Origin of the sequence: Candidatus Manganitrophus noduliformans (assembly GCF_012184425.1) — a bacterium.
In the GTDB taxonomy this organism is placed as follows: domain Bacteria; phylum Nitrospirota; class Nitrospiria; order SBBL01; family Manganitrophaceae; genus Manganitrophus; species Manganitrophus noduliformans.
On record NZ_VTOW01000002.1, the window covers coordinates 446,869 to 470,152 of the forward strand.

The following is a 23,284-nucleotide window of genomic DNA, read 5'->3' on the forward strand; positions in this document are numbered from 1 at the left end:
CTCACGGAGACTGAACGTGACCGGGCCGCCACGTCCATGCGAACGGGCCCCGGTTCGTGAAAGGACAGGCCTCCGTGCAGTGGGCCCGGTTCGCGACCGGTGGATCGGCATCGGCGCCCGAGGAGAATGCGGCCCGTGCCATGGCGACCGGCGCGCTCGGATCTTCAACCAGCCCCCAGCCTTTGTAGAGGTTGATATAAAAAGCCATCTGATCGCGGTCGAATTCCTGCGGACCGAGCTGCACATGCAGCAGCGGCGGCGGATGCGGGTTCCAGGTGGTGTAGGTGTTTCGGTTCTCGGGGGTCTGCGCATGCTGATGACAGAGCCGATGCATCTGCCCCCACAACAGATAGTTGAGGGTTCCGGCCAGAACGCATTGTCCGGCCATGCTGACTGAGTGGCGGCAGCTGTCCGCGGGCTCGTCACAGGGCTCGGCGCGGCCGTCGCCGGGGGTGGCGCAGGCGCGGCGGTCGGTATAGACATCGATCCAGGCGGCGTTCTGGCAGTAGAGATCGACGATATCCCAGGCGATAAGCCCGCTGATGAAGTCATGCAACGATCGGCACTGCGCCCGTTTGCCGGCGAGATTAAGCGAGTTGAAATGCGCTTCGGCCGCACGGAGCGCGCCCCGGGTCGCCTCCGTGACATCCGGGCCGCAGATGCGGGGCGCCGGCGGACGCGCTTCGGCCGGTTCGGATGCGACGGAAGGAGGCATCGGCACCCCGCCGGGGACACCGGCATCCCGCGGCTCCGGGAAAGGGACGCCCGCGTCCATCGGCTCTCTGGTCTGCCGCTGAATCATCGGGGAAGCGGATCGGGTCGAAATCCGATTCTGCTGTACGACATGGGTCAATTCGTGCGCCAGCAACCTTCGGCCTTCCGCTGTCTGCGGCGTGTACCGCCCCGATCCGAAGACAATGTCCCGTCCCACCGTATAAGCGACAGCGTTGATCGACTGTGCCGATTCATTCGCGTCAGCGTCCGTATGCACCCGCACCGGGCCGAAGTCGTGGCCGAAGCGCGGCTCCATGAAGGAGCGGGTCGCCGAATCGAGCGGAAATCCCGGGGAGCGAAGCGCCTCATGGACAATGGGCGGGGCCGTCGAGGGGGCGGCGTGATCAGGGTTCGTCGCGCTTTTCATCGAAAGCTTTTCCGGCCCGGCACACTTCGGGCAAGATCTCGCCTCCCCGGCACAGGGGGCGCATTTCTTCTGCAGCCTCTCGCAGCAGGCACTTGAAAAACGAGACACCTCCCCGCCCGGCATTCGCATGACCTGCTCTGCGACGCGGTCCGCCTCCTGCTCCGAGAGGTCTTTGGGGGAGCTGACGGCGCGCTTCGCCTGAAGCCGCTGTACGGCCTGATTTCCGAGGGTGCGCTGTAAGTGGATCGAGGGTGAGTAATGATTCGGCGCGGATGCTGCGTTGTTCGCCTCGGCGCGGCGGGACAATCGATCCTTTTGCGGTTGATTCTGTTTTTGTAAAACCGTGCGCATGATGGAATTCTACCGGTTGCAGCAGCGTCTTACGGAAGGAGAATTCTTTTTCCGGATCGTACCGAATCAGGTCCCGAATAGCAATCGCGCAGTCTTACAATCTTTAACGCGATCTGGAAGAGTGGAACCACTTCAGGAAGGATTTAGACAATAAAAAAGCCGCCCTGACGTTTCCGTGGGCGGCTAATAACAGCCTCTTTCGATTGTTTTAATTATATCATAGGTCTCCATCCGATTTCAACAAAATAATTTAAGACCTCCGATCCGATTGAACAATATAATTATTCTCCAACACGTTCTTTCAGTACGGATGAGTATCAGCTTTTATCCCCCTCCGCACCGAAGTCCTTTTCTGAGATCATTCCCTTTGCCGCCAGGACTTGAATTAGGGCTGCGCTCCTCTCATCCATGGCTCTAAACTGCTGGAGCAATTTGGCATTATATTTCTCGACATACTCGAGAAGAACTTCATGTTGGGCGAGCTGATGAATCATTTGCAGAAGAATTAAAATCAGGGCCTCTGCAGCTGCCTCTGGATCGTCTTTATTCGATTGGATCATATCGCGCACGATTGGCCCCATCTTTTTCTGCCACTCTGGAAACTTCTCCTTTGTAAAATCGTTCACCAAGATTCCAAATTTGGAATCGATATCCGATTCGACCTTCTCCGTCACTCGAAGTTCCTTGATCTGTCTTTCCAATTCTTCCCAATTAATATCCATCATTGATCCTCCACAGTGGTACAGCATCATAGAATGAGCAAAATAATTCTTCAATGCCATTTCGGTTCATTTTCTCATTGATTTCTTTTTAGCGTAACGGGTATCCTCCGGGCTAATAGGCCTATCACATTGTGCCTCATGGAGGAGGGGGATGTTTACCACAAAGAGAGTCTTGCTCGTTGGAGTGTTTGTACTGCAAACAGCGCTCATCATTTTACTGGGATTCACAGCAATCAGCTTTCGAAACGACTGGATCAGGGCAAGGGCGGAGGCAAACCACTATCACAGCGAACTCAAGATGCTTCATGAAGATCAGAAAGCGGTGTTCACCCGGACGCTTGTTAAACGTGAGACGATCTAGTACCAAAACCTTGCCATGGATTCATTGCATTGAGCGACAAAGTTACCGTAAAGCACATTCGCTATCTCTGTTTCTTCTGTAAAGTTGAAATCGTGAATTTGAGGAATCCATGTGCCACCTGTGGTTCCAAAAAATATATTCCCCTGATTGAGAGGGATCAAAAAGAAGAAAGAGAAATAGAAGAGATTATTAAGCGGCTTAAAATTGACCTTGATAAGAATAGGCTTTAAGTCGTTACTCGCGCTTGTGTTACTAAAGACGAGGAAAAATCCCGGACGCTTTCCTAGATACTAGAAAAAAAGGCAGTTCGATAAGATAACTATCGTGAAGAAAAGATCTTCAATATTTATGTGGGTTGGCCTTACTCTGGCGGTTTTGACTATATGATTCATGGTAGCTAATCAGGGAGGTGGAAAAAAGTATAAAAGGCTTGTTAAGGCGTGTAAAGAACTTGAGCTTGGAGATACGCAAGAGCAGGTTCACCAAGTTATGGGTCAGCCTGCTGAGACAAAGATAATTGAATTAAATGGTCGAAAAGTGAAAAGATTAGGTTATTCTGGTCCGGCTTTGGCCCCAATGCTGCCTGAAATTTTAATAAACCCAGATTCGCATAGAGTTGAAAGGATTATATGTGATGACGAATACACATTGATTGATAAAATACAAAATGATCGTCGTTGATTACTACTCGATAGTAGCACTTCAAGGTTAATAAAAAAATGGTTATGACAGACGACATCAGGGTCAGACAGAACAACCCCTGGCGGAGAGGAAAACCTGTGCGCCTTATGTGTGTTATTCGTATAGATCATTTCAATTTTAGGTCTCAAACAAACATGGAGGGAAAATGGTTGATTCGTGATCTCATCTGTTTTTAGGCTTGGTAACCGTCTTGTCAGAATCGGGACTAAGGGATTCACCGACTGACCAAGGAGGAACCTGGGCATGATATCCCAATTTCTGAATTATCATGGAGGCAATCGCCCAGGAAACAAGGGGTGGTACTGCATTTCCAATCTGGCGGAACCGATCACCCATGTTTCCATAAAATCGAAAACTATCTGGGAAAGACTGAAGACGGGCCGCCTCACGTATAGAAATAGCGCGCGCCTGGAGGCTGTCATAGTGAATATGAGAATACGAATCCTTCGCAAGATGGGCGGTTACCGTCCAGGAAGGACGGCCTGGATCCAGCTTACGCCACTTGTCCAGAAACATATTCACAGGGTAAGGTGGAATAAACCGGCGCCGAAATTCCTCCCATTCAGATGACCCATCTATATGCACCTTTCCACTTGATTGCGATTTCTGCAATTCGGTCTGGAACCTCTGCTCAGAAATTTTCAGTGCTTCTGGATACCGATCTCCAGACTTCATTTGGCGGAAAGTCTCGTAATCTCGTGGTGTAAGCCTGATTTCATGATCTTCAATTTTTCCGGGGGTAAGACCCGGCCAGTTTCGCATGAGAGTATATCCTGTAGCCGGCTCTCCTCTATATTCCAGGATGGGTGGACGTGATTCGTGACCAGAATGCCCTTCAGAATTGAGGTGAGAAATGATTGCCGGCAGGTCTGATAGTGCATCTGCCACCGTGACTGCCGGTAAACCGTGACTGGAGGAAACCAATCGGATCTTCCTGCTGGAGGAGAGACCGTTGAAGAGTGGAAGTGGAAGCTGAACCTCACTGCAATTAGAAAAGTCCTGAATATACCCGCGGGGCACATTATAATTATGACTCACGATCGGCATTTCCGGGTGAATATTAAGATCCTGTCGGTATCCTAGAAAGAAAAGACGCTCTCGAAGCTGTGGAACGCCATACCACACAGCATTAAGTACAGCATATCCTACGTTATACCCACAGTCTGCCAGCTCTCCTGCTGCTTCTTCCGCGACATTGCGACCGCCGACTGAGAGCATCCCGATTACGTTCTCCATCAGAAAAGCCTGCGGTTTCCAGAACCTTACCGCGTCTACAAACCGGCGATATAGTGTATTTCTTGGATCTCCTTTAAATCCCTCATCGCTGAGACTATCGAGCTTGGCACGTCCAAGCTTTGAGAAGCCCTGGCAGGGCGGACCGCCTATGAGAAGATCAACCGCTATATCTCCGTTGACGTGTTGAAAGTTCAGGTTTTCTATATTGCCATTTTCGCCGAAAAACAGGTTGATTGGAGAATCTGATTGAATCGACGAGATATTGGTACGATAGGTCTCTCCTGCGACTTCGTCGAGATCTACTGCTCCAATAATGGTGCAGCCAGCAGTAGCGAAACCAAGAGAAAGACCACCCGCCCCGCAAAAGAGATCAACTACAGATGGCCGATTAATATTTCCTTTTCTGACAACATCTGGAGAATAAAAAATATCGGACTTATCCCGCGGCGAGGTCATTGCCAACCCCTATTTTTTACACCATCCCTGGAGAAACGGTGAGGCACCCCTTTTATTAACAGGTTGACCATTCATAGAATGAATACCATGCTTCTGAAGGTGGAGAAGGATGGTCCGTGCCATCGCTCGGGCCATCAGAGGGGGAACCGCATTCCCTATCTGTTCGAACTGACTTCCCCGGGAACCGGTGAATATGAAATTGTCCGGGAACGACTGTATCCTGGCTGCCTCCCGAACTGACAGCGATCTGAGCTGGCTGGGATGAACAAAGCTGTTTCCATCTCGTCGCAAATGGGCAACGATTGTACGGCATGGTGCATCAGGAAGGAGGCGGTAATATTTATCATCAAAGGCATCTGTTCGGTAGTTTTTCAGGTCCGGACGCCTTTCGATCAGGTCCATATAGGTTTCACCAGGGGAAAGGGTGTCGAAACGTTCCAAATCCTTCTTATTCTGAAATCTGGTGACGTGTGAAAAGAGTAAACCTTGAGGGTGGAGAACAGCGTACCGCTGCAAAAAACGCGCGGGCATGTTCGCAAAGGAAGTAGGATAGCGGCTTACCCAAGAACCGTCATTAATAGCGAGTTCAGGAAGATCCCCAATGGCCTCCAAGAGAGTAATCGCAGGTTCTAAAGATTCCTGATCACTGCTATCCGTGACAATGCGATATTCTGATTCCGGTCGATCCGGCGGTACTCCAAGGTTTGAACCAATAATCACGCGACGAATTCTGTTCTGTGGAACTCCGTACCAGGCGGAATTCAGAGTCCATATTGCGGTCTTATATCCAAAATCCTGCATTGCCTTACGGGCAAGATCCTGGAATGACGTTCCATCCCCAAACCGGACTTCACCAATTCCGGGCACATTTTCCATCAACACAACCTTCGGCTGCATTATGCGAAGAAGGCTTACCAATTCCTGATAAAGATGATTCCTGTCATCGTCCGTACCTTCATAACGGTGTCCCGTCCCGCGAGACCTCCAGCCTGCGCGTGAAAATCCCTGACATGGTGGACCACCTACAAGGACATCTACTGTTTCCGAGGCAAGAAGGCTCTTTACACCTGCAAACTCTGATTTCCGGAGGTCCCGGAGATCAGCACAGATCACTCTATTATCCGGGACCTCCGGATGATTTATTCTGAACGTTCGTATCGATGCTGGATCCTGGTCCACGGCAAGGATGGTTCGAAAACCTGCTTCACGGAAACCAGCAGACAGACCGCCTGCACCACAAAATAAATCTATCACTGTCGGCTTCCGTGAAACCATGAAGGCCGTACTGGTAACAGTCCTAAAATATGCGCAGAAGTTATTCACCGGGCAGCGGTCGCATTTGGGCTTTGAGACTTTGCATATCTCACGGCCATGTATGGCAAGATTGACCCGCAGCGAGTATCGAAGGTGTGGAGGAATCGCGTCGGAGAAAAGAATCTTCTTCTCTCGGAGGCTTACTCCGCGAAGGTTGAATCCGAAGTAACTATAAGGTTCAAGGCGTTCTAATACCCGAATGGCATCGGCGTTTGATACAAAGTCAGATATTCCCAGAATTTTCCTCACAAATTCGGCGTTATTTTGATTTGTGAGACCGGAGTTTAATCCAAGCGATCTATCTATTTCCGAATCTGACTGTGTAGGTGCCGCTTCAAACGAAAGTAACTCAAGCTGCCTTCTAACATTTTCAAGCGTTGACCTGACGAATGCAGCTTTCCTAGGTCCAGATACTACCGTCGATACAAAAAACTCGATTTCCTCAGATTCAACTCTCAGAAATTGATCCCAGGTTTCGAAACGACATCTGAGCGCCGCCAAAACCTTTTGAGAAGTACAATCATCCACTTTCTGTGCAAGAAGAACGTAAATGAATCCGTCAATCGCTTCCGAATTCCGTCCAAGATCGGGATCACCCTGAGCTATGGAAAGAATTCTGGCAACAAGCCATATGTTTATGACTGATTCATCCAGGTGTTCTCTCAGATTCGCGTTCTTTTTTTCTTTTACCGCATCAGGAAACAGGTCGGTTCTCTCCCTGATCCAGCGAAGCATGCGCCGTCTCCAAGCTTTGTGCTCTGCCGAGAAACACTTTCGCTCACTAAAGATGGGCGTATCCTGTACAGGCTTACGGATTGGAACTCCCTGTCCTTTTGGTTTCTCAGTTTTAATCATTTTCTGCGTCTTATCCTCACCTCTCCCAATGATCTGCAGCAAACCAAATATATTTACACTTTTATTTCAAATCCATTCAAATACCCTGGCATACCAGAAACCAGGTTCATCTACTTGCTAGGACAGGGGAATAGCCGTATCAAACGGACATTCTGAATTACTGAACACCGTAGAGACACGACTCCTGGATCGGACAGTAGTTACATTCCGGCTCTTTCACTTTAAAACAAACCCGATCCGCCAGATCCAGCAAGGCATAGTTATACTTTCTTGGTTCGTAATGATCAACATTAGAAGCGATTAATTCCCTGAACCGCGGGTTGCGACGGGATGAATCCTTAATCTCCAGCCCGAACACCCGACCAATAATTCTGACAGTATTCGTATCCACCAATGGTTCAGGGTAATTCCAGGCAAAACAACGTACTGCACTGGCGATATAGTCGCTAACACCGGGCAGGCCCATTAGATCATCTTTTTCTTCGGGGACTTTCCCTCCAAATCTGGCTACTATATCAGCAGTCATCTCTGAGAGGAGATTGGTACGCCAGCGCAGCCCCAGTGGATAAAGGATTTCAGACAGTTCATCTTTTTTAGCCCTGGCTAGAGTCAATATCTCAGGATAATGCTCAATGAACTTTTTATATACTGGTTCTACCTGTGATGCTCGGGTGCGATGGAGCATTACCTCCGCAATCAAAATAAGATATGGATCTTCAGTAACTCTCCATTGAAAGGGACGAAAGTAACGCTGGCCCCACTCCATCAGGTTTTTCCTGAATAGTTTACCGTCGATACTATGACCGCCGTCTAAATTAATCTTAGCCATAAACATTAATGTTAATTATCCATCCTGAACACATTCATCCTCTGTTTTCCTCGGGCGGCACTTTTCGAAAACAGGTAGGTAACCCTTCTCTGGAATAACTTCTCCAAAATATTTTCCGAAATGGTTACGTCTTGCTGAAACCCTTCTGATCGATAAATTGGGCATCACATTTTGAAGCCCCTCCGCTGGGACTCTTCTAGAATTTTCAAACCCTGGTGCGCCTGCTTCGGGGTTGGCGAATTGCCAGAGCCGACCACCTTTCCTAAACTGAACGCCAGGCCACGTTGCCAGGGGGCGAGATTATCTGTCTCCTTTGCCCAGCGGGACATTTTTAACCATGTCTCGGCCGGCACCTGCTTCACCAAGCTGATTTCCTTCTGTGTTTCACTGGTGTAACCGGACGCATCATCTCTATCCTTCAGACCATGCCTGTAGTCTGGGCGACCGGTGTCTACCAGTTCATGTTCCAAACCAAAAGGAATGATTATCGCAGTGCTTCTGAAAGTCTCCCAACAATCCTGCCGTTTTGACCATTCACCAGGATTCCGTCTTTGAGGGGGTGGGTTTACGATATGTTCATTCGCGGTTTTGGAGACAGTAACTATGGCTTCACACAGGCTCTCCGAAAGCTTCTGTTCCTTCCAAACCTTTTCCAAATCAACCCGCTGGGCAGTATGATGTGATAACCACGCCAGTGTGTAAGTTACAATATTGGCCCGAAATCCGCCGTATCCCTGTGCACCTACCAGCTTCTCAGCCGTCTTGAACAGAATCGCCTTGGCAACGAGGTGATGAAAGTAATCCTCATCAACAACGGGATACCCTCTATCTATAAACATCTCCGTGAACTTTATAAAATTTTTTTCGGCTCCGAGACACACCAGATATGGGTACTGGCTCCAGGTATTCTCATACTTAGCCAGATCTGTCTTAGTAAACTTCTGCCGCAACGGATTTAAGATCTCGAATGCCCTCATCCGCGCAGGCGTTCCTTCACGACTCTTGTCGTCGAGATATGATCCGCGAGCCCGCTCATAGTACCAGTGCGTTTGCCGTTCCGTTCCTGTGACAGATGGAGCCCACAAACGGCGCGATGATTCCTCCAGCTTCACATGATATGGGTGATTTGCCGAAAAATCAGCCGCATTTACCTTGTTCTGACTGTTGGCATATCGAGAAATCTGCGGCACATAGATCTCCACCTTATTCGGGTCGTTCAGCACAGTAAGTTTCGCCTGAATCACCAGATTTAAAAGATCTGCACCGTCCCGTTTGAATGCATGGTAAATCGATGCCGTAGTCTGTCCCCCGTTAACAATTTGAAAATCCCGAGCCCATCGAAGCATAGGAGGTCCCTTGGCCGGCAAATCAATCTTGACCTTCTCTACTGTAGCGGAGATACCATTATTATATGCAAGAAAGTTCTGCGGTTCTTCAAGAATAGTTTTCCGGATGCCCTTATTTATTTTACCCTTTGCCTGTAAAAATGATCGTACGTTCTTTTCAAGGAGCCGGGGACCGAACTCACCGTATAACTCAGCGAGCAACGTGCCTGGAAAGAATACCAGGAAGGTCCGGTACTCTCCTTTTGTTCCGGGAGCCTCCAAGCACGGCACGGAAGCACCGAAATCAGTGGCGAAATCAATTTCGATAACCTCTCGCTGCATCCGCGAGGTAATGAAACGCCGCAATTTTTCCAGATCCCAAAGGAAATTCCTGACCTCGATTCCATTAACTGTCGAACTCTGGACCTCCGCCTTGCGTACAATTCCATCGGTAAGAAGGAAAAAACGTGCCCTGGTTATTTCTTCCCTTTGCGCGTGGATCTGCTGAGCCACGCTGAAAACGGGTGACGATTCCTCTAAATGACGGTGTGTTCCGCCAAGCGATGCTTCGAAGAATCTCCGGATCCACCTGAAGTGGTCATTAACTTCGGAATTTGGAACCGACTTCGGTGGTACGATACCGTGGTAACAAGATACAAAGAGGTCCACACATTCCCCGTCGCTGGAGAAATTGACCCCATTCAGCTTCTCACCACGCGCGTTATGTTTATAATAACAGACCTCGCCATCATCCACTTCATCAGCTCTGATCAGATATTCAATCATTACCTCTGTGAATTTGTCTTCACGAAAATGTCCAGATTCTTCATCGTTACAACGCGATAACACCTCCTGCCTGAACTCTTCAGCAAACTCATCAATGTTCATAGCGATATACGACGGATTAAATTGCGCACATTGTCAGGATTGACTTCATAATGTTGACACTCAGAGAAGAGAATGGAGTAACGCACATCCCCAACACCAATTCGCAGATCTCTTTCGACGATCCGGGGGAAATCATCGCGAACATCGAAGAAATGCTGAGAACGTACAGCAAACCGCGTTGTGTAATTCGCGGCTTCTGCATCCTGATATCCTACCTCCAAGAGCATTTCTGAAAATCGGACCGCTGCTTCAGAATGCCCACGCAAGTTTTCCCGTATGGCCGCCACCAGTTCAGAGAGCGATAATCCGCCACCTGCAAGCCGCTCAAGTAAGAGGCAGAATAAAATGAGTCTATCAGAGCTCTGCATATCGAGCTGAAGCTCGTTGCTGATATGGAAACGGCTGTGCTGTTTTCCAGAACTCGCTTTTACTTCGAATGCGAGTGCACTGAACTGGAAATCTTTTGCAAGCGCTTTGGGCCCCCCCCAAGCGGAGACAGCTCTATCCTCCGACATTTCGCCAAGCAGAAACTCTCGCAGAAACCAGAGTTCTGCAAATAATCCCTGCTGAGCCTGCTCGTCCAAGCCTCCACGCGGAAGTTGATCCAGAAAGCTCTGCCACTCTTTTATTCGAGCCACGAAGGTATTGAATGCTTCCTTATCATCAGAACAGTGAATAATGTTGTTGAGTACATCGTTTCCTATTACATCGAATACATCAGAGTGAAGTGGATCGATCAACTCCAGCTGGATACAATAGCCGCCGTCCCGGTCTGCAGATGTAACAAGAAATCTTACTTCAAAACCACGGCCTGATGGCAGAGGCTGCAGAGGACGGACATCTTCCCGATTCGATTTTAGAAGGAGGCATCGACGGCTGGTTTGAGGATTCACTGCGGCGAACACGTTGAATTTCGATTGCGGCAAGAGTCGCATCACTACCAGGTCTGAAGACCGCCCACGTGAGTTCTCAAGCTGAGCCCAGATCCCTGCGTTGAGCATCAGTTATCCTCATCACCCAGTTCCTTCCCAATGTAGACCAGATTAGCCTCATATTCCACTCCATCGGTCGGATTGAGCTTATCTCCCGGAAAGCTAATACCGATTCCTACCGTGGGAATGTCATAGGGAAGTTTGGCTTTTTCCGGGTCAAGTGGGTACAGAAGCAACAACCCTTCGTTGATCGGCCGATTCCTACGCAAAGCAGGACCTGATGGCTCTTTGGGCTCATCTTTGGAACGCTTATCCGGTGGACTCATAGCCCAGGCGGCTCTGGTTTCCTCAAGCGCTTGCCTGATGGCCATTTCGCTCAATCCGATCTTTTCATGTACAGGACTGAGCAGTCGCTTCACAGTATATTTTAATGAGGATTCATCCTCAGTTTCATTCTTCCGTTGTACCAGGTTCACCTGATAAGGGAATACCGCCGAACCCCTGGCTCCCTTATCCTCACTGGAAACAAGGACCACCGTCCATTCGTTAAGAAATCCGGCCGCGGACTTTCGTGAAATGTAATGGGCCAGGAGTGCGCTGTTGACTTTAGGAGCATGAGGGTGGGTCCTGTATTCCCTGAGAAAGGAAATAATTGCCCGTGCCGGAATCTTAGACCATACACAGGTACCAGAAGAATTCAATTTGGGGAGATCAGTCAGAAACCGGTTGGTAGCATCCAGGTTTTGCCCTGTGATCTTATCATCTCGATGAAACACAGTAGTTTCAGAAATACGTCCGTCGTAGGAAATAGTCAGTGTCTTGGCTTCACGCATTTTCACCAGGCTTGTTATCCACAAACCATTAGGATGGCTCCGTACTCGAAGACCATAGTCCCTGGGTGTCTTGTTCGTATCCACCATCAATTCGAATTCCTGCCGCAGTTCCTCGGCGGCAAAAGCAATGTGTTTATACCAATCGACAAGATCATTTGTAGTATACAGGCGGCAGAGATCCAGATAGCCCGGTCTGTAGCCAAACCATCGTCCCATTTGCATTAGAGTGTCATACATTTGGGATGGACGGAGGAAATAACTGATGGATAAGCCTTCCAGCGTTAGCCCACGAGAGAGCTTATCCCCACCTATTGCAATTACGCTTGCCCCATCCGGCGAGTTATGATAGTCCAGCACATCGTCGGATTCCCCACTAATCTGCTTCACCGCGATCTTCTGGGCGGCAGCATTTAAAAGCGGCTCAATATCCTTCCACTCTGGTTCAATCATCAACGGATCGGTTATTCTGGCAAGAACTGCTTTTGTGGTAGGAACAAAATCTTCATTCCAGAGAATTTGGAGCTCGGTTATGATCTGCTGGGCAGATGCGCCATCGCCATAACGTAGCCGATTGGTGAGATCCTGCAACTCCCTCCTGACTAATTCGTGAACCTGACGCTGAACCGATATGAACCTTGTGACATGGATGAGCATAGAATTGTGTTCTCTGCCACTGCCACGATACGCTCGGGCTGCACAGGTCAGGATAAAACAGCGAATGGCTCGCTTCAGTGATTCCGGAATGCTCTGGACGATCAAGCTGCTTCTGTGTCCCCGGGGTATATGGACAGCGCTGTCTGTCACCCTGAAGATTAGCGGCAGCGGCTCAATGCTGGAATTCACACCCGCTTCCGGATCAGGATCAATTCCAAAGATAGATACCGGTCCGATGTAGTTCGTCGGCGTCGGGAGACTGATGATAAAGCTGCGCGGAAAAAGCCCTTCACCGTATGGAATTTCAATCTCGTTCGGCGCTTGGCCGAGAGTACCGGCGGCTGAGTAGTCCTCGGGATGAATAAAAATATTGGCAAATGGTGTTGCTGTATAGCCTATGTATGCTTTCTTTGAAAAAAGACTGAGGAGTTGCCGGACTTTTCCATTGATGGCGGTTACGTCGTATTCATCCTGGGGGCTTCCCGTCATCGGGTCGATCGGAATTGCCCTGGTGTTGATAGAAGCATGGTCGGCTTCATCGTCAATAACAAGAAGCGGAACATCAGGAAGTGGTTGTCTCCGTTTCACATTTTTCGGGTCGCTATCCGCGTATCCGGCAAGCCAAGAGATAAGATTTGTGAGGATGGTTTTGTTTTTTTTGACTACCAGGATTAGCGGGTCATGGCGGATAGGATTGATATTTAAGCCGCGTGCTTTCTGACGGCTGAAGTCCTGCTGGTATCCGGTCAGCGAATCTGCCGCCGCCCTGTATCCCGTAAAAAGGAGGCCAACTCCAATTGGTCTGTTCCCCTGGGTAAATGTCGTTGCCTCTGCGGAGCTGTAACCGAGAAATCCCTCGTCCACACGTTTTTGTGTCTGCGACCTCAGATTCTCATGAAGTCCCGCGAGCACGATAATAATTCTATACCCGGCATCGGCAGCTTTACAGATGAGTCCGACAAAATTGCTTGTTTTTCCGGACTGAACATGCCCGACAATCATCCCTCGCCTGTCCCAGGGCGCCTTCCGTTCCGGGTCTTCCAGCCGTTCAAGAACCTTATCCGTAAGTTCATCTATTGAATCTACCACAGCCAGAGGGAGAGGATTCGCCTTTTCGGTAAGATAACGTCTGTACCGTTTCCAGAATTTCCATTCGAGCACTCCTCTCTTGGCCGGCAACCACTTAATATGGTCTTCGTCACTGTCGATAACAAACTCTGGCCCAACCGTCCAAGTGACCAACCCCTCCAATTCACGAACCAGCCTTACTTCATCTATTTCCAGGGGCCTATCTTTTGGCGCAAGCTGCGACACAGTTTGGATTGCCAGGTTGGCTATTTCAGCAATCATAGATTTTGCAGGGGCACCTCCCTGGCCAAGCATCAGTAATGCGTGACTCAAAGCTTTTTCATAATCCGTCATTCTTCATCTCCGTTGAGCTGTTCCAGAAATGCCTGGACCAATTCGGGATAGCTATCAAAAGGCTCCATCACTCGAAGCCGCTCGACAGCAGTAGAGCGCGGAACCTTCGAAATCACCATAGCCCGGTATACCTGGCTGATCAGATCCAGAATTTCTTTTGAGGGAGCGCCTTCAAAAGGAGTTGAGTGTTTATCCGGATCTTCAGAGTTTGTTAAGGCAACGAGCGGAGCAGGCACAGTTTCCTCTACCATCCTCAAAAGTTGTTCGACTATCTTCTCATGCGTTTTCAACGCCTGCTTGATCAAGGGATGATCACGATTCACCCGGTAGAAATATTTTCCGTGTTTCGCTTTCTGCTGCCAGACAAAAACGTATCCCTGAGAGCTCGCTCTCGCTATAACTCTTCCCCGGTGGCGATAAATGTCGCTGGCACGTTTGCGTGTCACGTCAGCGATGTACTTCAGCTCCTTTCGCAGAACATCGGGTGGCCTGGCTTTCGATTTTGTTACATCAATTTCCCACTCCTGATCCATCGTGTTCGGAATGTCCAGCTGGATGCGTGCCAGTTTAAAATGTTCTTCTTTGGCCATTGACAGACCAAGCCAGTCCCCTGGAACCAAGAGACGCTCATTTCGATAGACATAAAAACCCTGATGCAGATTCCAGCCTCTAAGACCAGCGGCCCTGACATGTTTCTCTGGAGTCAACTTTGAAATGTGCGGCAACACATATGGAATAACTTTTATATCTTTCTGAAAATGCATTATTCTTTCATCACCTATTTGCTGCGTCGCCTTCTCTGACTTTAAAAACGGATCCCACGGCTCGACTTTATTGTTGTTAACGAAAATTTTGAGTCGCCCTGTACCTTCCATAAAGCGATGAAAAACCATCGCGAGGTGTTTTTCAACTCCTTCAATGCGGCCGTGGAAAAATCGCTTGTGGTTTTCGTCATCGACGTTTTGTCCTTTTACAACTCTATCCATCTGCTCCCACAGAACTGTTGTTCCCTGTCCGAAATTGCTCAGTCTCTGAAAATAGATTTCACTTTTCTCGCCGGCTTCCCGGAGCAATAACCATTTATTTTTAGTAGCGATAAAATCAAGGTCCCAGCAACGTGTCGCCGATTTCTTGATACCGGTTTTCGATCGAACTGTAAAACGGCGACATTGTGAGAACGAAGCTGTCTTTAAACCGAGGCCGTATCTCCCGAGGTCTTTGGGATCTCGGTTTTCTAAGGGATTACGACTGCCGGGGCGCATAGCATTGATGAGTCTTTCCTCACTCATGCCGCAGCCATCATCAGTAACAGAAATAGTGGAATTTTCTCCGCCCCAATTGAAATCCACCCATACGTTTTTGGCACCGGCAAATATGCTATTATCCACAAGATCTGCTATCGCGCTTGGTAGTTCATATCCGAATGCACGAAGTGACTCACTCATTGAAGCTGCGTGAGGCTCAGCTAAATCACACTGTTTCTCTTGGGGCTCTTTATATTTTGTAGCCATGGGTTTTGGTAAATGGGCTGGTCTATTTCCGCAGCAATCTATCCTGCCGGAACCTTATACCTGGATTTAAGTAATGATAGCAAAATATTTTAGATTAATTAGATTTTTATAGCAATCCCTTATTGGATCATTCTCATTTAGTCCTATTTTTTTGTCCAGATGTACTTTAACGTCTATTTTTCATCTGGTCCAAATTACACGAGCCGTTTCAGGTCCGAATAGAACAGAACGGTATGGCTGCATGAGTTGCCTCTTTTTTGTAGTTATATTTTTGGTCCCAGCTTCCAACGGTCCTTGCCTATAAGGCTTCTTACCAGAAATAAAAGAGTTAAATACCGAGATAATATTTTCAGAACTCCGACCAATCAAAAGTCAGGCTCCGTGCTTCCACTTCAAATGAGTGAGGATTTTGGGAACAGAAAATCCGGAGCAAGACTTCCCGATTCAACCCGAATTTTCTGAACGGAATAAATTTAGGTTAGAGGAAAATTTGAATCGGAAGGGACTGATCGGTTATCACAAGATACTGATGCTTTATCACAGAAGAAGAAAAAAGGTAGAAAATTATCTTTTTGGACTGTAACCATTTTGTAACCATCTCAACCAATCTCCATCCAATTCCACCCAACTGGGGCCAACTCGTGAAAACCTCAGAAATCTTTATAAGATCAGTATTTTATTGGTTTTACAAGTAATTGTGAGGACTTTTAGGAAATGCTTTTTTAGGTTTAGGAAACCGCTGCTCTATCCGCCTGAGCTACGGGGGCATTTGAAAGAAAGGAAGGCGCGCCGTTTGTAAGGTTGAAATGCGGCGACGGTCGGCAGATTGTGCCATAGTTGCGCCGGCGAATCAAGCAGGCGGCGCGGATGACGGGGAAGAGACGACTTCCGGATTTTCGGCGGGGATCGCTTTCCTCCGCTTCATCGCCAGGATCACCCCCAAAAAGAGATTGACCCCGGCCAGAACCGCCAACGGCCAATCAAGCGGCGTCGATCGCGCCCCGATGAGGGCGATGACCAGCAGGACCGACGCGCTTCCGATGAAAAGTTTCAGGTTGACCCGCGGATAGATGAAGGTCAGCAGGCCCAAAAGAAAGGTGGAGGTCGGATTCATCAGCGCGCCGAACGGCGAATCCCAGAGCCCTTTGATGCCGAGGAAGACGAATTCACCCGGCTGCCCCCCTTGTTGGAACGGGTAAACGAATCCCCAGAGGACAACGGGGAGAACCAGGTAGCTCCACCACCGGACCTTCCGAAAATCAAAATCGTTTTGCGGCGCCTTCGCCTCCGAAAACCAAAGGAAGATCAAAAGACTGGTCAGCATAAAATGAAGACCGGAGAGACCGAAACTGATCCCCGGAATCCAGAATGGGATGCCGCTCTCGACGGTCCGGCCGAAGGAGGCGGGGCCCAATTTGCCGAGCTGCACCCAGAGCCAGCCGAACGGGAAGAAGAGAAACATCACATAATGGAGGGTGATGAACCACTCGAAAGGGGAGCGAAACTGATTTCCAAACAAAACGAGGCGATTGACCAGAATAACGTAGGCGAGATGGAATATCGGAATGATCGGCTGCATCATCACGAGATACTCGCCAAGCCCCTTTGCCACGTAAGCGTCCAACATGGAAAACCTCTCCGCCAAAACCGCCCCTATAACCGCGCCATCACCCCCAGGTTCACCTCTTTTGCTTTTTCTTCCCCGGCCAGCAGCCGGACCAATTCGAAAGCAAACTCCATTGCCGTGCCGGGAGAGCGGCTTGTCACCCATCTACCGTCGACCACCACCCGCGCCTCGGAATAGTCGGCCCCTCCCATCCGCTCCCGCACCGAAGGATGGCTCGTCGCTTTCTTTCCGTTGAGAAACCCGGCCGCGGCGAGAATCGACGGGGCGGCGCAGATCGCCGAGATGTATCTCTCTTTCGCCGCCGCCTCTTTCAAAATCCGCCCGACCCGTTCATCCTCGGCGAGGTGGTTGGTGCCGGGCTGCCCGCCGGGCAACACGATCATGTGATAATCGCCGCCGGCGACCTTGTCGATCGACAGATCGGCGAGGAGCCTCACCTTCCGGGAGCCTTCGATCGCCCCCTCCACCGTCCCGGCGACCGTTACCTCGACGGCGGCCCGGCGGAGAATGTCGATGATCGTGACCGCCTCGATCTCTTCGAACCCGGGCGCCAAAAGAATCAACACGCGCTTCATGACAATCTCTCCCGATGTTGAACGACGCTCAACGCGTCGATCCCTTCCCGGCAATACCCCAACGGCAGCCAGGAACAGGCGCCGCAAATCGCGCCGAGATCCCCCCCTTCGATATGCGCGGCGATCCGATGAAGAATCTCTCCCCACGGAAGGACCTCCCCTTCCGCGATGCCCAATCGCGCCATCACCGCTTGGTCCTGACGATGCATCGCCGCTTCAAAACCGGGCCCCTTCAGATGGCAGCCGTCCGGATGGAGATGCGGACAGACGCTGCAGATCTCATCGGGCCGGGCGATTACTTGAACGGGGGTCTTCGGATCGGTCGAGAGACGGCGGTGAATCGCCCCCATGTTCTCGACGAAGGCGGGACTGTACCCCTCCCCGCGAAACCCCAGCAGGCAGAGAAGGGTGTGGGCGCGAACAGTCAAAAGATTGGAACGGCCGGTCGACATAGAGAAATTTTATTCTTCGGGATACGATTTGTCAAAAAGATTAGTAGTAAAGGAACTCAGCATAGAGATTCTGAATCCCGGCGATGTGCCCCTTTTGCTCTTCGAGGTGGCGAAAGAGAAGTGAACGGAGATCCTCCGCCTCGGTCCGCTTCAGCGCTTCCTGGTAGGAGTAGTAAAGCCGCTCTTCCTTCTGGAAGAAAAAATCGAGAAGATCGTGCGTCTCATCAGACGCGGGATCGGTCGGCGCGGGAGCCGCCGACCGGCCTGCAACGGCCCCCCGCTTCTCGATCTCCTTCTCCAGCGCTTCGATATGTTTCCACCCCTCCCCGACCCACCCGCGAATCTTCTCACGCAAAACCGGCGGATGAAGCAGCGGAAGATAAGCGGTATAGGCTGAACTCAACTGCCGCTCTTCTATTAACAGTCCTTGCAACAGCCCTTGGACGGCGTTCAATTCCGGCATCCGTTTCCTCGCTACTCCCCGACGGCCCGCGGGCGCGGCGGTTCGGGAAAAGTAAGATCGACCGGGCGGGCGTCTTCGTCTTTCTTCGGTTTGCCGCTTCCGCGAACAATCTCTCGAAGCGCCTCCCCTTCGATCACCTCTTTTTCGAGAAGAAGTTTTGCAATCGCCTCCAGTTCGCCCCGATGGTCCTCAAGAAGGTGATGGACGCGGGCATAGGTCTGGTCCATGATCTCCTTGACCTCTTGATCGATCGACTTGGCCAGCTCTTCGCTGTAATCCTTGGCGCCGGGCGGGGCGCCGTCCACCGGCACCATCCGGCGGGGGCGCTCGAAGGAGACCAGCCCCAGCTTCTCGCTCATCCCGAATTCGCGAACCATGCTCCGGGCGATATCGGTCGCGCGGGTCAAATCGTTCTGCGCCCCGGTCGAAATCTCGCCGAAAATGATCTCCTCGGCCACCCGCCCCCCGAGCAACACCGCCAGCCGATCGTGCAGTTCGCTCTTCGTCATCAGATAACGATCCTCCGTCGGGAGTTGAAGGGTGTAGCCGAGGGCGGCGATGCCGCGGGGGATGATGGAGATCCGATGGACCGGATCGGCGTTCGGCACCAGCGCCGCCACCAGGGCATGCCCCGATTCGTGATAAGCGACATACTCTTTCTCCTTCTTGCTCATCACCCGCTTTTTCTTCTCAAGGCCGGTCGTCATCCGGTTGATCGCCTCTTCGAAATCATCCATTTCCACATGGTCCTTGTTGCTGCGCGCCGCCAGGAGCGCCGCCTCATTGACGACGTTGGCCAGGTCGGCCCCGACGAATCCCGGGGTCCGGGTGGCGAGCAATTTGATGTCGGCCTTCGGATCGAGCTTGACGTTGCGGGTGTGAACTTTCAAGATCTCTTCACGCTCGCGAACGTCGGGGCGATCGACTAGGATCTGGCGGTCGAACCGTCCCGGCCGGAGCAGCGCCGGATCGAGGATCTCCGGGCGGTTGGTCGCCGCCATGATGATGACCCCTTTCCTCGGATCGAACCCGTCCATCTCCACCAGAAGCTGGTTGAGCGTCTGGTCCTGCTCCGCATGGCCCCCACCGAGCATCCCGGCGCCGCGCGCCCGCCCCAGAGCGTCAAGTTCATCGATGAAGATGATGCAGGGGGCCTTCTCCTGCGCCTGCGCGAAAAGATCCCGGACGCGCGCCGCGCCGACTCCGACGAACATCTCGACGAACTCCGATCCGCTCATCGAGAAGAAAGGGACCTTCGCCTCTCCCGCAACCGCGCGCGCCAGGAGGGTCTTTCCCGTTCCGGGAGGGCCGACCAGCAGGACCCCCTTCGGGATCCGTCCGCCGAGACGCTGGAACTTCTGCGGTTGCCGGAGAAACTCGACCACCTCCATCAACTCTTCTTTCGGCTCGTCCGCGCCGGCGACGTCGTTGAAGCTGACCTGGATGTCCTTCTCCGCGAAGACCTTGGCGCGGGCCCGGCCAAAGGTCATAAACCCTTGCCCACCCCCTCCTCCCGCCATTCTTCTTGCGAAGAGGCTCCAGATAAAGAGAATGACCGCGAACGGCAGCACCCAAAAGAGGACGATGTCTCTGAGCCAACCGCTCTGAATCTCCCCCGTGATCTGGACATTCTGGTCTTCCAGCTCCGAGGTGAGATTGGGATCGTCCACACGAACGGTGCTGAACGGCTCCTCTTTTCCCGAAGCTTCGATCTTCACCCCTTCGATGGCGTCTCTGGAAATCACGACCTCCTTGACCTTTCCCTCTCGAAGAAGGCGCTTAAAATCGCTGTAGGAGATCTGACCGGTTTGAGGGCTGAAGAAGAAAAACGGCAGAACGGTGACGATGAAGAGAATCGCGAAAAGTGTCCAACCTGGAAATTCTTTTTTCTGCGGCATGAGTGCCTCCAAAGGAGAGAAAAGCGGCGAACGCTCCATTTTTTGGAATAATTCATTATAACATAGATGTCTTTTGCAATTCAGGGTCCCGCGTGCAGGTTCTCGACCTCGACTTGTTCCTTTTTTTCACAGGTTGCATCCGGTGATCGCAAGCGCCTATCCCAAACTCATCCTTTTTTGTATCCCCTTACGTTATGTCCGGTCGATGACTGTGCAAAATGTACATGCCCACTCCTCTCTCCATTGCTCGACTTCATCCCTCGTTGACCTGCGTCTTCCTTTTATATGGTTATATGGGCCTTCAAAACCCCGCTTTGCGACGGTCTATGAATTGCACTCAACCTCCTCATTGGGAATACTCTCAACTCTATAGGAGGACCATCATGCCGGAGAAGAAAAAGCAGGTCAGACGAAAAAAAACGGTCGCGAAATCGCCCGGCCGAAAAAAGGCATCCCCCAGAAGAAGCGGGCTCGGATACCAGATTAAAAAGGCGACGCCGAAGGCGAAGAAGATGCTGAAGCGGGGAGCCAAGGTTATCGGAAAGCGGGTGCAGGTGATCGGAGAGCGGGCCGGATCTTTGGGGAACACCCTTCTGAAAAAGATCCGATCGTAACAACCGGAGGATGTTGAAATGAACCGAATCGTTTGGATCATTGCAGTTCTCTTTGTATTGACCGGCGGGCCGGCCGATGCGGTGGAGAAGGAAGGTCCGTCCGTCGCGCCGGACAACAGCGAGATCAACCAGAGGGACCGGGGCTCCTCGGCCGTGACGCCGGAGGTGCAAGGCACCGACCCCGCCGACGTCGAGACCACCCGTAAAATTCGGAAAAAGATCACGGAAGATGATTCCCTCTCCACCACGGCGAAGAATGTAAAAATCATCACGCAGGAGGGAAAGGTGACCCTTCGCGGACCGGTCAACAGCCCGGCCGAAAAAGAGAAGATCGCCGAGAAGGCGGAGCAGATCGCCGGGGCGGGAAAAGTTGAGAATGAGCTGGAGGTCAAATCCTCCACAATGAGATAAGGAGATCACGGATGGCGAAGAAAGCAGTCGTTGGCATTTTCGATAGTCCCTACCAGGCGGAGAGCTGCCTCAATCGTCTCAACGCCGCGGGGTTCGCGCCGACCGATATTTCTGTCCTGACCCCCGATAAGGAGGGGGTTCGGGATTTCATTCACAAAAAAGCGACCAAAGCCCCGGAAGGGGTCGCCACCGGCGCAACCACCGGCGGGGTGATCGGCGGGGTCGCCGGCTGGCTGGTCGGGATCGGCTCGCTCGCGATCCCGGGAGTCGGCCCCTTCATCGCCGCGGGGCCCATTATGGCGGCGCTCGGCGGCGCCGCCATCGGCGCCGCGACCGGGGGGATTGCAGGGGGACTGATCGGACTCGGAATCCCCGAATACGAAGCCAAACAGTATGAGGCAAAGGTCAAAGAAGGGGGAATCTTAATCTCCGTCCATTGCGAAACATCCGAAGAGGTCGATCGCGCCAAGGAAATTTTCAGAGAAAGCGGCGCGCGGGACATCTCGACGACCGGGGAGGAAGGGGTCTCCCGGAGGGAAGCGGCTTAAACCAATTGAAGCGGGACAACGGCGGGCCGGGAAAACTCGGCCCGCTTTTTTGTTAATATTCGGAATGGGGCCGCGCGATATCCTCGATGAAGAAAGACATGACGCTGCTGATGATGGAGAGGAGAAGCGCGCCGAGCACCGCAGACCAGAAGCCCGAGACCGTAAATCCCCGGACCACCTGGGCGGCCAGCGCCAGCATCGCGCCGTTGAGGATCAAGGTGAAGAGGCCGAGGGTCAAGATGTTGATCGGAAGGGTCAAAATGAGAAGGATCGGGCGGATGATCGCGTTGATGATCCCGAGGACCGCCGCCGCGATGAGCGCGGGAAGCGCCCCCTCGACCTCGATCCCCTCCAGGGCATAGGAGATCAAGAACAGCCCCCCCGCGTTCACCAGCCACCGGATCAAAATTCCGCGGAACAATCGTCGCCTCCTTATTTGGAGGTCTGTTTTAAGTAGATCTGCGCCAGGTCGACATAGTTTCGCGCCGATTGAGAGAGAAAGGCGCTCTCTTCCGGCGTCAGCGGCCGCTTCACCCGGGCCGGCACCCCCAGGGCCAGCGAGCCGGGGGGGATCTTCACCCCTTCCGTCACCAGCGCCCCCGCCCCGACGATCGATCCCTCCCCCACCTCGGCGCCGTCGAGCAGAATCGCCCCCATCCCGACCAGCACCCGATCCCGCACCGTGCAGCCGTGCAGCGTCACCCGGTGGCCGACCGTCACCTCGCTGCCGATCACGAGGGGGTGGGTCTTCCGGGTCACATGCAGAACCGAAAGATCCTGGATATTGGTCCGGTCGCCGATCCGGATATCATTCACATCCCCCCGGACCACCGATCCGAACCAGACCGAGCTGTACGCCCCGATCTCCACGTCGCCGATCACCTGCGCCGACGCTTCGATGAAGACGGTCGAAGGGAACTTGGGAAACTTATCTTGAAAAGGATGTATCATCGCCGCCGGAAAAAGGACTGAGGACCGCAATGGGTCCTCTCAAACCAGAGGATATCACGCCCCTTTTTCCGATGGCAAGCACTTTCGGTTCCGGCGGGCCTCGGCCTCCGCCGTCGGACCCAAATCCGACCCTTCGTCACGCGATTTCATATTTTTGAGCAAGGGTCTTCAATTATGATCCAAATTTTGGTATAGTAAGCCATTCGTTGCGGC

The 23,284-nt window shown here is 51.8% G+C and carries 21 protein-coding genes; 5 read left to right on the forward strand and 16 right to left on the reverse strand.

Annotated elements, in window-relative coordinates:
• Position 1 precedes the first annotated feature (1 nt).
• Together MNODULE_RS11440 and MNODULE_RS11445 are read right to left on the reverse strand one after the other, a co-directional pair.
• Positions 2–1,492, reverse strand: a complete 1,491-nt coding sequence (locus tag MNODULE_RS11440) for an eCIS core domain-containing protein (RefSeq protein ID WP_202882186.1) — start codon at positions 1,490–1,492, stop codon at positions 2–4.
• Positions 1,493–1,809: 317 nt separating this feature from the next.
• Positions 1,810–2,217, reverse strand: coding sequence for a hypothetical protein (locus tag MNODULE_RS11445; protein ID WP_168059872.1), 408 nt, complete (start codon positions 2,215–2,217; stop codon positions 1,810–1,812).
• A gap of 148 nt (positions 2,218–2,365) precedes the next feature.
• On the opposite strand from MNODULE_RS11445, the gene MNODULE_RS11450 reads away from it, so the two are divergent.
• Both MNODULE_RS11450 and MNODULE_RS11455 read left to right on the forward strand, forming a co-directional pair.
• Complete coding sequence (locus tag MNODULE_RS11450) at positions 2,366–2,575, forward strand: hypothetical protein (protein WP_168059874.1); 210 nt, start codon at positions 2,366–2,368, stop codon at positions 2,573–2,575.
• Positions 2,576–2,965: 390 nt separating this feature from the next.
• Positions 2,966–3,256, forward strand: a complete 291-nt coding sequence (locus MNODULE_RS11455; RefSeq protein ID WP_168059876.1) for a hypothetical protein — start codon at positions 2,966–2,968, stop codon at positions 3,254–3,256.
• A 183-nt stretch (positions 3,257–3,439) separates the two neighbouring features.
• Here MNODULE_RS11455 and MNODULE_RS11460 read toward each other — a convergent pair whose 3' ends face one another.
• The 12 genes from MNODULE_RS11460 to ftsH all read right to left on the reverse strand — a co-directional run bounded on the left by MNODULE_RS11460 (position 3,440) and on the right by ftsH (position 20,547).
• Positions 3,440–4,969: a DNA cytosine methyltransferase gene (locus MNODULE_RS11460; RefSeq protein WP_168059878.1), complete on the reverse strand. Its 1,530-nt coding sequence runs from the start codon at positions 4,967–4,969 to the stop codon at positions 3,440–3,442.
• Positions 4,970–4,978: 9 nt separating this feature from the next.
• Complete coding sequence (gene dcm / locus MNODULE_RS11465) at positions 4,979–7,018, reverse strand: DNA (cytosine-5-)-methyltransferase (protein WP_168059880.1); 2,040 nt, start codon at positions 7,016–7,018, stop codon at positions 4,979–4,981.
• A gap of 277 nt (positions 7,019–7,295) precedes the next feature.
• On the reverse strand, positions 7,296–7,973 hold the full coding sequence (locus MNODULE_RS11470; RefSeq protein WP_202882187.1) for an HhH-GPD family protein: 678 nt from the start codon (positions 7,971–7,973) through the stop codon (positions 7,296–7,298).
• A gap of 158 nt (positions 7,974–8,131) precedes the next feature.
• Positions 8,132–10,180, reverse strand: coding sequence for an AIPR family protein (locus tag MNODULE_RS11475; protein WP_168059882.1), 2,049 nt, complete (start codon positions 10,178–10,180; stop codon positions 8,132–8,134).
• Positions 10,177–11,181: a PD-(D/E)XK motif protein gene (locus MNODULE_RS11480; protein ID WP_168059884.1), complete on the reverse strand. Its 1,005-nt coding sequence runs from the start codon at positions 11,179–11,181 to the stop codon at positions 10,177–10,179. The genes MNODULE_RS11475 and MNODULE_RS11480 overlap by 4 nt, the downstream gene beginning before the upstream one ends.
• The gene (locus tag MNODULE_RS11485) at positions 11,181–14,021 is read right to left on the reverse strand and encodes a Z1 domain-containing protein (protein ID WP_168059886.1); all 2,841 of its coding nucleotides are present in this window, start codon (positions 14,019–14,021) and stop codon (positions 11,181–11,183) included. The genes MNODULE_RS11480 and MNODULE_RS11485 overlap by 1 nt, the downstream gene beginning before the upstream one ends.
• Positions 14,018–15,466, reverse strand: a complete 1,449-nt coding sequence (locus tag MNODULE_RS11490; protein ID WP_238339449.1) for an ATP-binding protein — start codon at positions 15,464–15,466, stop codon at positions 14,018–14,020. The genes MNODULE_RS11485 and MNODULE_RS11490 overlap by 4 nt, the downstream gene beginning before the upstream one ends.
• A 916-nt stretch (positions 15,467–16,382) precedes the next feature.
• Positions 16,383–17,159: a hypothetical protein gene (locus MNODULE_RS11495; RefSeq protein ID WP_168059890.1), complete on the reverse strand. Its 777-nt coding sequence runs from the start codon at positions 17,157–17,159 to the stop codon at positions 16,383–16,385.
• Between the two features lie 26 nt (positions 17,160–17,185).
• On the reverse strand, positions 17,186–17,734 hold the full coding sequence (locus MNODULE_RS11500) for a DJ-1 family glyoxalase III (protein WP_168059892.1): 549 nt from the start codon (positions 17,732–17,734) through the stop codon (positions 17,186–17,188).
• Positions 17,731–18,186, reverse strand: coding sequence for a DUF1284 domain-containing protein (locus MNODULE_RS11505; protein ID WP_168059894.1), 456 nt, complete (start codon positions 18,184–18,186; stop codon positions 17,731–17,733). The genes MNODULE_RS11500 and MNODULE_RS11505 overlap by 4 nt, the downstream gene beginning before the upstream one ends.
• A gap of 40 nt (positions 18,187–18,226) precedes the next feature.
• Positions 18,227–18,649, reverse strand: coding sequence for a ferritin-like domain-containing protein (locus tag MNODULE_RS11510; RefSeq protein ID WP_168059896.1), 423 nt, complete (start codon positions 18,647–18,649; stop codon positions 18,227–18,229).
• Positions 18,650–18,660: 11 nt separating this feature from the next.
• A complete protein-coding gene (ftsH, locus tag MNODULE_RS11515; protein ID WP_168059898.1) occupies positions 18,661–20,547 on the reverse strand; it encodes an ATP-dependent zinc metalloprotease FtsH in 1,887 nt (628 codons plus the stop codon).
• Between the two features lie 383 nt (positions 20,548–20,930).
• On the opposite strand from ftsH, the gene MNODULE_RS11520 reads away from it, so the two are divergent.
• Genes MNODULE_RS11520 through MNODULE_RS11530 form a run of 3 tightly spaced genes read left to right on the forward strand, consistent with a single transcriptional unit; the run spans position 20,931 to position 22,120 of the window.
• Positions 20,931–21,161: a hypothetical protein gene (locus tag MNODULE_RS11520; RefSeq protein WP_168059900.1), complete on the forward strand. Its 231-nt coding sequence runs from the start codon at positions 20,931–20,933 to the stop codon at positions 21,159–21,161.
• An 18-nt stretch (positions 21,162–21,179) separates the two neighbouring features.
• On the forward strand, positions 21,180–21,572 hold the full coding sequence (locus MNODULE_RS11525) for a BON domain-containing protein (protein ID WP_168059902.1): 393 nt from the start codon (positions 21,180–21,182) through the stop codon (positions 21,570–21,572).
• Positions 21,573–21,583: 11 nt separating this feature from the next.
• Positions 21,584–22,120 (forward strand): general stress protein, encoded by a 537-nt coding sequence (locus MNODULE_RS11530; RefSeq protein ID WP_168059904.1) that lies wholly within the window; start codon positions 21,584–21,586, stop codon positions 22,118–22,120.
• A 52-nt stretch (positions 22,121–22,172) separates the two neighbouring features.
• On the opposite strand, the gene MNODULE_RS11535 is transcribed toward MNODULE_RS11530, so the two are convergent.
• Positions 22,173–22,541 (reverse strand): phage holin family protein, encoded by a 369-nt coding sequence (locus MNODULE_RS11535; protein ID WP_168059906.1) that lies wholly within the window; start codon positions 22,539–22,541, stop codon positions 22,173–22,175.
• 11 nt (positions 22,542–22,552) lie between these two features.
• Positions 22,553–23,071, reverse strand: a complete 519-nt coding sequence (locus MNODULE_RS11540) for a gamma carbonic anhydrase family protein (protein WP_168061131.1) — start codon at positions 23,069–23,071, stop codon at positions 22,553–22,555.
• Positions 23,072–23,284: the final 213 nt, after the last annotated feature.